Annotated in this window: 13 protein-coding genes; all 13 read left to right on the top strand. The window is 63.6% G+C overall.

Going from position 1 to position 13,904, the window contains the following annotated elements:
- Positions 1-25: 25 nt before the first annotated feature.
- Positions 26-3,094 (top strand): phage/plasmid primase, P4 family, encoded by a 3,069-nt coding sequence (locus LL253_RS17575; protein ID WP_228227985.1) that lies wholly within the window; start codon positions 26-28, stop codon positions 3,092-3,094.
- A 258-nt stretch (positions 3,095-3,352) separates the two neighbouring features.
- The gene (locus tag LL253_RS17570; protein ID WP_228227984.1) at positions 3,353-3,811 is read left to right on the top strand and encodes a hypothetical protein; all 459 of its coding nucleotides are present in this window, start codon (positions 3,353-3,355) and stop codon (positions 3,809-3,811) included.
- A 385-nt stretch (positions 3,812-4,196) separates the two neighbouring features.
- A complete protein-coding gene (locus LL253_RS17565; protein ID WP_228227983.1) occupies positions 4,197-4,775 on the top strand; it encodes a hypothetical protein in 579 nt (192 codons plus the stop codon).
- Positions 4,772-6,886, top strand: coding sequence for a terminase gpA endonuclease subunit (locus tag LL253_RS17560; protein WP_228227982.1), 2,115 nt, complete (start codon positions 4,772-4,774; stop codon positions 6,884-6,886). The genes LL253_RS17565 and LL253_RS17560 overlap by 4 nt, the downstream gene beginning before the upstream one ends.
- Complete coding sequence (locus tag LL253_RS17555) at positions 6,883-7,089, top strand: phage head-tail joining protein (RefSeq protein ID WP_228227981.1); 207 nt, start codon at positions 6,883-6,885, stop codon at positions 7,087-7,089. The genes LL253_RS17560 and LL253_RS17555 overlap by 4 nt, the downstream gene beginning before the upstream one ends.
- 1 nt (position 7,090) lies before the next feature.
- On the top strand, positions 7,091-8,617 hold the full coding sequence (locus LL253_RS17550; RefSeq protein ID WP_228227980.1) for a phage portal protein: 1,527 nt from the start codon (positions 7,091-7,093) through the stop codon (positions 8,615-8,617).
- Between the two features lie 7 nt (positions 8,618-8,624).
- On the top strand, positions 8,625-10,763 hold the full coding sequence (locus tag LL253_RS17545) for a prohead protease/major capsid protein fusion protein (protein ID WP_228227979.1): 2,139 nt from the start codon (positions 8,625-8,627) through the stop codon (positions 10,761-10,763).
- An 85-nt stretch (positions 10,764-10,848) separates the two neighbouring features.
- Positions 10,849-11,193, top strand: coding sequence for a DUF2190 family protein (locus LL253_RS17540; RefSeq protein WP_228227978.1), 345 nt, complete (start codon positions 10,849-10,851; stop codon positions 11,191-11,193).
- 12 nt (positions 11,194-11,205) lie between these two features.
- Entirely contained in the window at positions 11,206-11,547 is a 342-nt protein-coding gene (locus tag LL253_RS17535) for a head-tail joining protein (RefSeq protein WP_228227977.1), read from the top strand.
- A 2-nt stretch (positions 11,548-11,549) separates the two neighbouring features.
- Entirely contained in the window at positions 11,550-12,227 is a 678-nt protein-coding gene (locus tag LL253_RS17530) for a DUF6441 family protein (protein ID WP_228228034.1), read from the top strand.
- Positions 12,228-12,232: 5 nt separating this feature from the next.
- On the top strand, positions 12,233-12,667 hold the full coding sequence (locus LL253_RS17525; protein ID WP_228227976.1) for a hypothetical protein: 435 nt from the start codon (positions 12,233-12,235) through the stop codon (positions 12,665-12,667).
- A 28-nt stretch (positions 12,668-12,695) separates the two neighbouring features.
- On the top strand, positions 12,696-13,631 hold the full coding sequence (locus LL253_RS17520) for a phage tail tube protein (RefSeq protein WP_228227975.1): 936 nt from the start codon (positions 12,696-12,698) through the stop codon (positions 13,629-13,631).
- 11 nt (positions 13,632-13,642) lie between these two features.
- Positions 13,643-13,904 (top strand): hypothetical protein (locus tag LL253_RS17515; protein WP_228227974.1); only part of this gene is annotated, 262 nt, incomplete at its 3' end.

Below are 13,904 nucleotides of genomic sequence, written 5' to 3'. Positions count from 1 at the left end.
TACGACCGTGAGCCAATCCGCACCCATGCTTTCCCCCCTCGGCCAGGCGGCGTTGTCCTATGCGCGCCGGGGCTGGCCGGTGTTTCCGTGCCGCGAGCGCGATTTCGATCTGACCAAGGGCAATGGCGAGAAGATCACGCTGAAGGCCAAGGCCCCCTATGGCGGGTCGGGCGTGAAGGACGCGACTTGCGACGAAGACGTCATCAAGGGGTGGTGGCGGCGCCGGCCCGAGGCGATGATCGGGTTGGCAATGGGCCATAACGGGCTGTTCGCGCTCGATTTCGACCCGCGCATCGACGATGAGACCGGCGAGGTCTTCACATTGGAGACGCTGAAGGCCGCGCTGGTCGAGCAGATGGGGTGCGACCTGCCGCGCAGCCTGACGGCGATGACGCAAAGCGAGGGCGTGCATGTCTATCTGCTGCAACCGCAGGATGGCGGCGAGCCGATCAGGAATCGCGGCAACCTGCCCCGGCATGTCGATGTACGCGGCCTGGGTGGCTATGTCATCGCACCGCCATCGATCCTCTACCGCGCTGACGGCAGCGAGGGGCGCTATAGCTGGCTGACGAACCGGCATGACGACCCGGTCGAGGCCCCGGCGTCGCTGGTCGAGATATTGCGGTCCAAGGGTCGGAAGGCGCGCGCCGACAGCGATCGGCCGAAGGCGACCTGCGAGGGCGACGGAACAGGGCTTCGACAAGCTCAGCCTGGCCCTTCGACAAGCCCAGGGCGAACGGGTCATGGTGCAGCGAATGCCAGCCAGGCCGAATATGATGCCGTGCGCAAATATGGGCTTTCGGCTTTGGACGCGGAGTGCCAGGCGGTGCGGCGCGCGCCGAGCGGGCAGCGCAACGCGCAGCTGAACGAGAGCGCGCTCAAGATCGCGTCGCTGACGGTCGCAGTGCCCTTCCCCGCGCTGGACGCCCGGTTCGCGCGATCGGCGATCGAGGCGGCCGCACGCGACAATCCCGGCGATGACGATGATCGCCAGCTGGACGCCACGATCAGCAGCGGCTGGACCGCCGGGGAGGATACTCCCCGTGACCTGACCGACATCGCGTCGCGCGCGCGCCAGCGCGCGGCGCGGCCGCATCGATCCTCCCGCGCCTCTCTTCCTGCCTCCGCCCCTCCCCCGGAAACTGAATATGGCGAGCCAAGCTCCCTAACGGGAGGCGATAGGGGCAAGACTGGTCAAAAGGGGGCTGGGGGCGGTCCTGACAGGGTGTGGGACGATGATCTGACGCTGCAATGCGCCCGCTATCCCATGACCGACCTGGGCAATCTGGAGCGGTTCCTTGCCCGTTATGGCGATGATTTCCTGTGCGTGGCGGCATGGGCGCAGAGTTCGACGTCGCCGGGCTATGTCGCATGGGACGGCACGCGGTGGAATCGCAACATGGCCGACGCGCTGTTCGGGCGGGCGGCGCAGGAGGTGATGCGGCTGATCCAGCAGGAGGCGGAGTTCGTGCGCGCGAGCGGCGTCCCCTTCCCGCCGGAGGAAGGCGACCTGCCCGATCCCGACGCTGATGGCGGCGACGAACCGGAGGAAGAGTCGGACAGCGACGATCCGACAGCGGCCGAAAAAGCCCATCTGAAGGCATTGGCCAAGCGAGAGTCGCGGCGCAGCGCCATGTGGTATCTGCAGCGGCACTTGGCCCGGCAGACGCGGCATGACGGCCCGCGCCATGACTATATCGTGCAGGTCAAGAGCAATGGCGATATCGTGCTCTATTCCGACAAGCTGGCGGCATGGGGCCGCACGTCGGAAAGCAGCGGCCATATCGAGTGCATCCGTAAGCTGGCCCCTGCCCGCCTGTCGGCGCGGCCAGAGGATTTCGACGCCGATCCGCTGATCCTGAACGTCCAGAACGGGACGTTGGTGTTTCACCGGCCGGAAGAAGGCCCGGACGGGCAAATGCTGCCGGCGCGGGTCGAGCGGCGCGACCATGATCGCGCCGACAAGATCACGAAGATCGCCAAGGCGATCTATGTCCCCGGCGCGCCATGCACGCAATATGACGCCTTTTTGGCCCAGGTGCAGCCGGCCGAAGACATGCGCGAGTGGCTGCGCCGATGGTCGGGCTATAATGCGCTGGGCATCGCCGACGCGCAGGTGATGGCACTGTTTTACGGCGAAGGATCGAACGGCAAGGGCGTATGGGTGCAGACCCATGCCCATATCCTGGGCGACTATGCCTGGGCCACGGGGATCGAGACCTTCATGGACTCGGGCTTCAAGCGCAATGGCGGCGGCCCTTCGCCCCATCTGGCGGCGTTGCAGGGTCGGCGCATGGTCTATGCCAACGAGCCGGAGGATAATTCGAAATTCTCCGACGGCCTGGTCAAGGCGCTGACGTCGGACGAACCGATCGGCGGCGTGCGCGAGCTGTTCGGCCCGGCGTTCGAATTGATGATCACCTTCACCAATACGGTGATGGCGAACAACCTGCCGCGCATCGGCACCGATTTCGGCATCCGGCGACGCATGCAGGTGGTGCCGTGGAACATCATCATCGCCAAGGAAGCGCAGGACAAGCGGCTGAAGGACAAGCTGCGCGACGAAATGTCGGGCATCCTGAACCAGATGATCGCGGGGGCGCTCGCCTATCTGTCCGAAGGGCTGACGATGCCCGAGGCGATGGTCGAGGCGACGCAGGCCTATCATGAGGATAACGACCTGCTGGGCCAGTTCCTGACGCTGTGCGTCGCCCGAGAGCCGGGCAACACGGTCGGGGCGACCGCCCTGCAGGAACTGTTCGCCGCATGGCAGACCTGGTCAGGCAACCTGCCCCAGACGGGCAAGGCATGGTCGACGAAGAAGCTGCGCGCCGAGATGGAGCGCAAGAGTTTCCGCATCAACAAGTCCAGCACGATGCAGTGGCAGGACATCGTGCTGCGGTTCGACCCCCATGACTTCGTGGAGGATGGCAGGCCGGTGGAACGCGACCTGCCCCCTGCCCGACATGCCGACAAGCCCTCTGCTGGCCTGCCCGCCGGGGCTTCGCCGCCGGTCGCGGCCAACGATCAGCCCCCCGTGCCCCCCTCTCCGCTGCCGCCGATGTCATTCGACGACGACGATTTGCCGCCATGATCCTCCCTCTCTCCCACCTGCGGGAGGATCGCGCATCCTCATAATCCGCAGATTTCCGCCGGTTCGGGAGCTTGCGGGAGATTGGGAGGGAAATCGCCATAGTCCCACGGGCGCGTGCGCGGGCGCGTGACACATGCGCGCATGCGCGCGCGTAAGAACAGGATATTCCCTCCCATGCTCCCTGATGACAGTCATCCTATTGATAATTCACCCTTCTATCCTCCCATATCTCCCTCCCAAGAAAGGGAGGAAGGGAGGATGTATAGTTTTGCCGATGTGGAAGAGCGCTTGGTGGAAGCGATGCTGGTCATGCGGCGGCTGTCAGACCGGGAAGCGGGGTGGCTGCGCGTCAAGGCCAGCTGGCCGGACATCGTGCGCGAGCATGAAGCCGGCGACTATGACGCGCGGGGTTATCTGGGCAACAGCAGCGACATTCCTTTGAAGCCCCTGCCCGCCACGCGCCGCGACATCGCCGAGATGGAAGAGGCGTTCGCGTGGGTGCTGGCGGCGAAGGAACGGGACCGGCGGTTGATCGCGCTGGCGATCGGGGCATTGGCGCGGGGCGAGAAGCGGGTGCCGTGGGGCAGGCTGTTGCGGCCGATGGGCCTCAAGCTGGGGCAGCACGGCCTGCGCAAGCGGTATGAGCGGGCGATGCATTTGGTGGTGAAGGCCGCAAACGCGCAGAAAAGCGCGGCGTTTGCATGTCAAACTGTATAAGTTGCGATCGTAAAATTATGTTTGTCCACATCTCGGGCGATTTGGGCCTATAGCTATCTACGCTTGGGGCAGGCCTGTGGGTCGGCTGCGGCACTCCTCTCCTCACCTTGCAACGCCCCGCCTGGTCCTTTGCCCGGCGGGGCGTTGCCGTTTGGCAGAGTATTCATATCGTGAGGGCTAACCCTTTGTCCGAGGGCAAGTTCGCGTAACATTGTTGCGCGATCACGCAACGGGGAGTGGACCCCCGCCCCCCCCCTTCGGGTCCTTCCCGGGTAGGGGTACCAAGTGCGGTGGGGCGAGGCGCACCATTTTACGGTTCAAGGGGTGTTTTGCATTTTGAACTCTGTGAACTGAACCGGTTCACGGGGCAGTTTGAGGGCTGACCATGGCGCTGATGACGCAGGCTGAGTTCGCCGCGCATCGCGGCGTTGGGAAATCGGCCGTATCGAACTGGAAGAAGGCCGGTTTGCTGGTCTTTGCCGAAGGGCCGGACGGCAAGCTGGCGGTGCATGTCGAACGAACCGATGCGAAACTGAACGCCCGCATCGATCCGACACGGGGCCGCCCGACCACGGCAATCGGCGAAGCGCCGGCCATTGGCGAATTGCCGATGGAGAGCGACGCCGCCCAGACCGGCGGCCGCAATGCTGCGGCGGTCCGGGTCGAGGTGGCGGAGGAAGAGCTTGTCGCCCGCCGCATGAAGAATGCGGAAATGGCGCGCCAGCTGGTGCCGCTGTCCGAATGCGAACGCCGCCTTGCCAGTTTGGGCCGCATGGCTCGCGAAAGAGTGATGGCGGAATTGCGAGGGCGGGCCGAACGGATCGCCGCCGCCCGCGAGACGCGGGAAGCCATGCTGCTGATGGATGAGGCCTGTGACGCGGCCTTCGCGGCGCTGGCCGATGCGATTGAGGGCGGTGCGCTGGATCGCGACGAAGGTGAGGCGCCGGAGGCGGAAGCCGCGTGACATTCGATTTCGAACGCTTTGGGACGGTGGCGGGCGGCGTCCTTCGCCGCAACGTTCGCCGTCTGGATCGGGCACTGGCTTCGGGGATGCGTCCGCCGCCGCGCATGCGCGTGTCGGAATGGGCGGCGGAATATCGGCACTTCCCCGACGATGCGCCGATACCGGGGAAATGGCGGCACGACACGGCGCCGGAACTGGTTGAGATTATGGACGCCTTGTCGCCGCATGATCCCTGCGCCGAAGTGGTGGTCATCAAGTGCGCGCAGTCTGGCGGTTCGGCTTCGGCCGAAAACTGGCTGGGCTTCATCAGCGACCTGGCGCCGGGGCCTGTGCTGTTCGTGCAGGCCACGGCGAAGGCGGCCACCCAGTGGGCGGCGGAGAAATTCTGGCCGATGGTCGAGGCATCACCCCGACTGAACCCGGATCGCGGCGGCACCATTCGCGCGCAGGGTCTGGCCAATGGGGACGGTTCGACCAGTGAGAAAGTGCTGTTCAGCCGGGCAGGCAGCGGCAGCTACATATTGCTGGCGGGCGCCAATTCTGCGGCGAACCTGCGCCAGCGCACAGTCCGCTACGCGGTGGAAGACGATCTTGACCAGTTCCCCAATGACCTTGACGGTCAGGGGTCGCCGGAAGGGATGGTCGATGAGCGGTTGAAGGTCTGGCGGTCGCGCGGTCTGTCGAAACGGTGCAAGATATCGACGCCGACCATCAAAGGATCGTCCAAGATCGGCCATGCCTATCGCGGCAGCGACAGACGGCGGTTTTACCTGAAATGTCCGGAATGCGGGTCGCGTTTCGTGCCGGACTGGGAAGATATTCGCTGGCCCGAGGGTCACCATGAAGAGGCGTTCCTCACCCCGCCTTGCTGCGGCGTTGAGCGGATCGAGCATTGGCAGAAAGGATCGATGAAGCTGGCCGATGGCTGGCTGTCCGACCAGATCAATGGCGAGGCGATGCCGCGCGTTCTGGATGAAGATGTGTTTCAGGCGCTGCGAGCGCGGATGCCCCAGAGCATCAAGCGCGGTTTTCACCTGCCAGGCGAGATATCGCCGTTTCAGAGCTGGGCCGAAATGGCAGTCGGCTTCCGTGATGCGCAGGGCGATATCGCCAAGCTGAAGACATGGACGAACCTGAAGCGTGGGATAGAGTTCGAACTAAAGGGCGATACCCCCGATTACGAGGCGCTTTCAGCGCTGCGGGAACAGCATTGGGGACGCGGCCAGATGCCTGTTGGCCCTGTCGTCGTTGTCCTTGGGGCGGATGTTCAGGGCGACGGTATCTATTGCGAGATTGTCGGCGTGGCCGAGCGGGCGGAGACATGGCAACTCGATGCGCGGTTCATCCCCGGTCATACGGACGTGCCGGGCGCTGGCGCATGGGCCGATCTGGACGCCTATACCAAGCGCGGGGTGACGTTCCCCGGCGGGCGGGAGGTCCCGATCGATCAGGAATGTATCGACGCCGGTTATCATACTGAGGCGGCGCAGGCCTATTGCGCCAAACGGCCCCGGCGGACACCGATTTTCGGCCGGGCCGGATGGAGCCGTCCGCCGATCGGGCGCGGCGAGGCCATCGCCTATGACAAGCAGGGTCGTAGGGTCGGCGAGAAGTCGAAGAAGGTTGAAGACAAGGCCTTCTTGGTCGGGATCGATGGTCTGAAGTTGACATGGTACGGCTTCTTGCGGGCCTCACTCAAAGCAGCGGCTGAGGCGGTCGAGAGTGGCATGGATGCAGTCGTTCCGGTTGGCCGGGTGCATCTGGGCCGGGACACGCCGCCCGATTGGGCGGAACAGGGCACGGCGGAAACGATCGTCGTCAAGATGATCAACGGTTTCCCGGATCGGCGCTGGACGCCGATGCCGGGGCGGCAGAATCATTATCTCGATTGTCGCATCTACGCGATGGCGGCGATGGCGAAGTTGATGCTGGATACGCTGAGCGAGGTCGATTGGGCCAAGCTGCGGGCGGAACGCTATGCGCCGACGAACCCGGATCAAGGCGATTTGCTGGCCAATGGATTGACGCAACCGGCCCCGTCGAAAGCGGAGCCGCCCCGTTCGACGGCCCAAACTGACACATATCTGGATTCGAGGGACGATTATTTGTGACCGACTATTCGACCAAGATCGCGGCGCTGGAAGAGGCGCTGGCCTCCGGCGAGCTGACCGTCGAATCTGACGGAGAGCGCGTCACCTATCGCAGCATCGCCGATCTGAAAGCGGCGATCGACTATTTCGTAAGCCGCAATGCGCCGAGCGTTGGCAGCATCAGCCGCCCCGCGTCCACAGTCGCGATCTACGATCCGCGATAAGATGGCGCTGGGCGACGCGATCGACAGGGCGATAGCGCCCTTCGCCCCCGGATGGGCGGCCCAGCGGCAACAGTCGCGCGCCCGCTACTTGGCGGGAACGATGGCGACCGACGGGATGCGCCGATATGACGCTGCGCAGCCGGGTCGGCGCGCCGCGTCTGCCCGGCCTGACGCCAGTTCAGCGGATGGCGAGGGCGCGCGGGGCCGCCAACTACTGGCCCGCGAGGCGCATGATCTGGTGCGCAACAACAAGTCGGCGGCGGCGGGCGTCCGCCAGATGGTGGCGACGATCTGGGGTGATGGGATCGCGCCACAGTTCACCCATCCAGTCAAGCGCGTCCAGCAAAAGGCACAGGATGATTGGGACCGCTGGGCCGAAAGCAAGGTCGACGGTCAGGGTGACTGGTATGGCCATGGCAAGATCGGCGTCCGCGAACTGATCGTCGGCGGGGAGAGCCTGACCGTCTGGGCGCCGGATGAAAATGGGCCGGATGGCCGTGTTATCGGCCTGGAAGGCGAGCAGCTGGACGGGTCCAAATCCTATGCAGAGACGGCGCATGGCCGCCCGAATGGCAAGGTTGTACAGGGCGTGCATATCGTGGGTGCGGAGCGGGTCGGCTACTGGCTATATCCAGAGCATCCGAACGACCCGGTTCGCATGCTCAGCACGTCGTCGCAATATGTGATCGGCGCGCATGTCGATCATCTGTATGAGCGGTTGCGCTACGGGCAGACGCGTGGTGTGTCCTGGCTGGGGGCCGTGGCTACGACGCTGCGCGACCTGTCCGACATTTCCGATGCGCGCCGGCTGCGCGAGAAAATCCAGAATTGTCTGGCGCTGGTTATCCAGCCCGGCGAAGGCAGCGGCTCGCCGCTGGGTGTGCAGGGCGTGCGCGAAGGTGACGATGGTACCAAGCCGCTAGGTGAAACGCTCAGCCCCGGCATGATAGTGCGGTTGCGGCCCGGCGAGACGACATCGACCATCAATCCGCAGCCATCGCAAGGCACCGTCGAATTCATCCAGCAGGAGCTGGCTGGGATTTCGGCCAATATGGTGCCCTATCATTTGATGACCGGCGATGTCAGCCAAGCCAATTATTCCGGCCTGCGCGCCGCGATGAACGGCAGCTATGCGCTGGTGGATGACTGGCAGCAAAATGAGGTGATCCCCTTGTTGGCGCGCCCCGCTGCATTGCGGCGGCTGCGCCGTCTGGCGCTGTCCACCGGCGACAAACGCTTTTTGGACGTGCGCATGTCGTGGGCGCTTCCCGTCCGACGTCTGGTCGACCCGATCAAGGATTTGATGGGCGAAATCATGGAAATTCGCGCGGGGCTGAAGCTGATCAGTAAAGGTCTGGCAGAGCGCGGGATCAACGCGGAGGACCATTTGCGGGAAGTCGCCCGCATGAACAAGCTGATCGATGATCTTGGCCTTGCGCTCGATAGCGATCCGCGCCGCCTGACCGATAGCGGTGTGCTGCAAATGGCCGCCGGTTACATCGCCCCAAAGGGCGAAGGCCAACAATAAGGAGGGCATGACAATGCCGGAATTGACCGTTCCGCCCCTTGCGGGGACGGGAAGCGATGGCGCGCGCAAGGTGAATGTGCCTTTCGGCCAGCGTTTCGTCGCGCCGGGAAGCTTCGATGCTGCGACCCGTACGATGGAGATTGTCGCGGCCACGGAAACGCCGGTCAAAATGCGAGGCTGGGAAATCGGCCTCGATTGCGACTGGTATTACGAAATCCTCGATTGCCGCGCCGAAGCGGTCGACCTGACCGATGTTGAGGCGGGCAATTGTCCGTTGCTGGATGCTCATAATCGCTGGTCGATGGCGCAGCGCGCTGGCAGCGTGACCGCCGCCCGTTTCGAAGCCGGCAAGGTCGTCGTCACCGGGGCGCTTGGCCAGAATGAACTGGCCAAGTCGATCGAGGCCGAGTTGGCGCCTGCAACCAATGCGCCGCTGAAGGTTAGCAGCGGCTATCGCCGCGAGCAGATGATTTTCGAACGGTTCGAAGGCGAAATACCGGTCTACCGCGTGACGCGCTGGGCACTCCGCGAAGTCTCCTTCGTCCCAATCGCCGCCGACCCGAATGCAGGGGTGCGGTCGGGCGATCATGTTTCCCCCTGCACCATAATGGAGAACCGGACCATGCCGGAAGCGAATCCCCCCGCCGCAGGTGCGGCCACCATTATCACGCCCGCTGTACCGGAAGGCCAGCGTCAGGAACCGGCCCAGACCATCGTGACGCCACCGGCGCCTGCGCCTGTCTCTGCCCCGGATGGCCAACGCGCCGCCCCGGCGGCGTCGGTCAGCCGCTTCAGTGCCGGTACGGCATTGGCATTTGTCGAGCAGGCGCGCGCGTTCGGTGATACGATCGCCACGCGTGCCAACGAGTTGGTGCAGCAGAACGAGCGTGGCGAAGTGAGCGTGGAAACGGCGCGTAGCCAGCTGATGCAGGCGGCCGCAGAAGCCCAGCGTGCCCAGACCGGCGGCATCACCACCGGTGGGGGCAATGTCCAGGTGACGGCCGATGCCGCCGACAAGTGGCAGCGTGGCGCGATGGCTTCGATCATCGAGCGTGCCGGTCTGACCGAAATGGTCACCCGCGCCGCGAAGATGCGTGGCGAAACCATCGACCTGAACCCCGGCGAACTTCGCGGCATCCGCAATGTCGAACTGGCGCGCATGTCGCTGGAAAATGCCGGGGTTCGCATCCAGAGCTATGACCGGGATCAGATCGTCGGGATGGCGCTGACCCATCGCAGCGCAGGCGGCCCCTTCCAGTCGTCCAGTGCCTTCGGCGTGCTGCTCGAAAATGTCATGCACAAGACGCTTCAGGCGGCTTATCTGACCGCCCCCGATACCTGGCGGCGTTTCTGCGGCATCGGATCGGTGTCCGATTTCCGTCCGCACCCACGCATCTTGCGCGGCACCTTCGGCGCGCTCGATGCCCTGACCGAAAACGGCGAGTTCAAGAACAAGGCCATCCCCGACGGCGCGAAGGAATCGATCAGTGCCGTTACGAAGGGGAATATCGTCGGCCTGACCCGGCAGGCGATCGTCAACGACGATCTGGGCGCGTTCAACGATATCACGGTAGAGCTGGGCCGCGCTGCGAAACTGTCGGTCGAAAAGGACGTCTATGTCCTGCTGCTGCTGAATGGCGGCCTGGGGCCGGTGATGGGTGACGGAAAGACCCTGTTCCACGCCGATCACGCCAATATCGCCGCGACCGGCGCAGCGCCTTCCGTCGATGCGTTCGACGCCCTCAGCGTGTTGATGGGCAGCCAGATGGACCTGTCCGGCAACGAATATCTCGATATCACGCCAGATGTGTTCCTCGGTCCGCTGGGGATGAAGGGCAAGGTCGTCGTCATCAACGGCGCCGAATATGATCCCGACACCGCTGGCAAGTTGCAGATGCCGAACCGGGTCAAGGGCCTGTTCCGCGATATTGTCGGTACACCGCGCCTTCAGGGCTCCCGCTACTATGCGTTCGCTGACCCGAATGTCGCCCCGGCAATCGAGGTCGTTTTCCTGAACGGCAATCAGGAACCCTACACCGAGATGAAGGAAGGTTGGCGGATTGACGGGACCGAATGGAAGGTCCGCTTCGATTACGGCGTCGGCGCTCTCAACTGGCGCTCGGCCGCAACCAACGCCGGGCAGTAATCTGAACGGGGCGGCGTTGCTGCCCCGTTCGGCTCGCTATTCAGGCTGATTTTCAGCCGGTGAAACAGCGTACGGGAGAATTATCATGAGCAGTAATTTTGTTCAGCCGGGCAAGGTGATGGACTTCACCGCGCCCGCAGGCGGCGTGACGGAAAGCCAGGTGCTGCTGATCGGCGCACTGATCGTCGTGGCGCAGGCGACCGCCGCGCAGGGAGTCCGCTTTGCGGCGGCGACGGAAGGCGTGTTCGACGCTCCGGCGGCGACCCATGCGAGTTCGCAGGCATGGACCGAAGGGCAGCTTCTCTACTGGGACGACACCGCCAAGGTGTTCACGATCACGGTTGGTAGCAATACCAAGCGCGGCGTTGCTGCCGAAGCCAAAGCGTCCACGGCGGCAAAGGGCCGGGTCAAGCTGATCCAGACGATCTAAGGCTGCATCGCAATGTCCTTCCCCGAAGTCCGTGCGCGTCTCGAAGACGCCGTATTCCGGCGCTTTGGGGAGGATGCGACCTATGTGTCGCGGTTTGGCCAGACGATCGAAAATGTGCGGGTGATCCGGAAGGAGCCGGATGAAGTTCCGCGGTTTGGCGATAGCCGCGTCATCATGCCCACCTGTCAGCTGCGCGTTCGCAGGTCGCAGGTGGATGATCTTGGTGAGGATGACCGTTTCATCCTGATTGAGGATGGTGCTGAGATGGAGATCCTCGTGACGGGCGATCCCATGCTGAATGCACGGCGTACGATCTGGACGACCGGCGCCGAGCCGGTGGATGTGACACGGTGAAGATGCTGGCGGAGATGGTCGGCGGGACGCTGGTCGGGCAGATGGCGGCGATCGAGGGCGATATTGCGCGCGACATCACCGACATCATGAACGACGAAGTTGACGCGCTGAAGCTGGAATTGCGCGAGCAGGTCACCAGCGCAGGACTGGGTGCGCGCATCGCGAAGACATGGCGATCGAACGTATATCCGAAGGCCGGCCGGTCACTCAATCCAGCGGGCTATATTTGGTCGGCAGCACCTGAAATTATATCGTCTTACATCGATGGCGCGACGATCCGTCCGGTCAATGGTGGCAAATGGCTGTGGATACCGACCAAAGCAGTGCCGCGTCGGCGGCGGTCAACCAATTATGCGTCCTCGCTGGGCAAGCGGTCGCGCGGCACGGCGATGACGCCCGAAGAAGTCGAACTGCATTTTAACGCAGAGCTGGACGTCGTGATCGATGGCGGCAAGGGCTTCGCCTTCATCGACGTCGTGTCCGGTGTATCGCGCGGCTATCGTGAGGCGACGGCGGGACGCCTGCGCGGCCGTCGGGGCATGGCACCGCGCAAGGCGAAGCCTGTCCTCATGTTTACGCTGGTCAAGGCCGTGAAGAAGCCGCGTCTGCTCGACCTGGATGGCCCGACACAGCGCGCCGCTTCCCGAATCGCCGCGCGTCTTGCTGCACTCTGGAGTTGATCCCCATGTCGCTACGCCATGATGTCGATCAGGCGGTTCTCGCCATGGTCCGCGTCGCCCTGCCCGATCATGAGGTGATCGGCCTGGAGGATGGCGCAGAGAGGGCGCGACGAACCGGCGAGTTCGAGACTGTCACCCTGCGCGACGGGCAGCTGGAAGAGGAAGGCGTCGATCTGTGTCCGCCGACCTGGCATTGGGTCCATCGGGTGCCGGTAGAACTGCGCGCCTATAAGCAGACGACGGCCCTGCGCGTCGTGATCGACCGGATTGCCGGAAAGATCGGCGCGGCCGTTTCTGCCGATCGTTTTCTCGGCGGGCTGGTATCCTATCTGGACGTCAGCGGACTGGACGTCGAGCCATTGAGCAGTTTCGGATCACGCACCGAATTGGGCGCGACCTTCGACATCGTCGCCACCTATTCGAGCGACCGACCCCTCTGAATTTCAACTGACAACAAGGAGTTTGGCCATGGGTTTTGCTATGGGCATCAATTCGGTCATGCACGTCGCGCAAGAGACGACCTACGGAATGACCCCAGCCAGCGGTTTCCTCAAGCTTCCTTTCGTGTCGAGCGACTTGAGCGAAGAGCGGCCATTGCTCGAAGATGATCTTCTCGGTTTCGGCCGCGAAGGTCTGGACCCGTCCTATGACGTGGCAACCGACAATGGCGATATCGTGGTGCCAGTTGATAGCGGTGCGTTCAGCTTCTGGATGAAAGCCATGTTCGGCGCGCCTGTCACCAGCGGCACCGGGCCGTACACGCATATCTTCGAATCCGGAAAGTCGGCGCTGCCCAGCCACTCCATCGAAATCGGGCATCCCGATGTTCCGGCATATTCGGTGCACTATGGCGCCTATGCCAACCAGATGCGTATTGCGATGGCGCGCGGTGGTATGCTCAATGCCACGATATCGATGATTGCGCAGGGCGAAAGCCAGTTCACCACGACGTCTGTTGCAGGCACGCCTTCGGCGCGTTTCGGCGGTCGCTTTGCCCAGGCGACCGGTGTCATCAAGCGCGATGGCGTTGCCTTGGGCAATATCGTGTCGGCAGATATCGCCATATCCAACGGCATGAACCCGATCGAGGTCATCCGAAATGATGGCCGGATCGGGGGCGCGGTGCCTGGCGTCGTGCAGGCATCCATCCGCTTCACAGCGCGATTCGACAGCCTCGACCTCATGAATGCCGCTACGAACGGGACGCCGGTTAACCTGGATGAGGTCGGCTGGGAGCGCACCACGAACAGCGTCAAGTTCAGTTTTCCCCGCGTCTTCATGCCGAGAGCGAAGCGAAGCGTCACCGGGCCAAATGGAATCACGCAAGATTTCAACTGTCAGGCCAGTGGCGCAAGCGGTCACAAGGTCACAGCGACTGTGGTTTCCAACATAGCAACAGTCTGATGGAGAGTGTCATGAGCGACGAAATCGAAGGTCAGGGCGAGATCGCCGCCGATGGTGCCCGTCCGGTTCCATCCTGCGTCGAGCTGGGCGTGACGGATACGGATATCCTATCGGATATCCGCGTCGTCGATGCCGAGACGGGCGAGCGCATCGACAAGATCATCTTCGCGGATGCCGAGGCCGGCAAGGTCCGCCGCTATGCCGTCGAAAATGGCGCGCTGGTGCTGGAGGATGACCGGTTCAAGGTCATCGAGGAGGATCGCCCGATCCGCA

The organism is Sphingobium soli, assembly GCF_020782245.1.
In the GTDB taxonomy this organism is placed as follows: domain Bacteria; phylum Pseudomonadota; class Alphaproteobacteria; order Sphingomonadales; family Sphingomonadaceae; genus Sphingobium; species Sphingobium soli.
The sequence above is the reverse complement of the archived record's forward strand: the minus strand, read 5'-3'. Positions and strand labels throughout refer to the sequence as shown.

Coding starts and splice junctions, on each gene's coding strand:
- LL253_RS17575 (WP_228227985.1), top strand. CDS start 26: ATGCTTTCCCCCCTCGGCCAGGCGGCGTTGTCCTATGCGCGCCGGGGC.
- LL253_RS17570 (WP_228227984.1), top strand. CDS start 3,353: ATGTATAGTTTTGCCGATGTGGAAGAGCGCTTGGTGGAAGCGATGCTG.
- LL253_RS17565 (WP_228227983.1), top strand. CDS start 4,197: ATGGCGCTGATGACGCAGGCTGAGTTCGCCGCGCATCGCGGCGTTGGG.
- LL253_RS17525 (WP_228227976.1), top strand. CDS start 12,233: ATGTCGCTACGCCATGATGTCGATCAGGCGGTTCTCGCCATGGTCCGC.
- LL253_RS17550 (WP_228227980.1), top strand. CDS start 7,091: ATGGCGCTGGGCGACGCGATCGACAGGGCGATAGCGCCCTTCGCCCCC.
- LL253_RS17545 (WP_228227979.1), top strand. CDS start 8,625: ATGACAATGCCGGAATTGACCGTTCCGCCCCTTGCGGGGACGGGAAGC.
- LL253_RS17540 (WP_228227978.1), top strand. CDS start 10,849: ATGAGCAGTAATTTTGTTCAGCCGGGCAAGGTGATGGACTTCACCGCG.
- LL253_RS17520 (WP_228227975.1), top strand. CDS start 12,696: ATGGGTTTTGCTATGGGCATCAATTCGGTCATGCACGTCGCGCAAGAG.
- LL253_RS17535 (WP_228227977.1), top strand. CDS start 11,206: ATGTCCTTCCCCGAAGTCCGTGCGCGTCTCGAAGACGCCGTATTCCGG.
- LL253_RS17530 (WP_228228034.1), top strand. CDS start 11,550: ATGCTGGCGGAGATGGTCGGCGGGACGCTGGTCGGGCAGATGGCGGCG.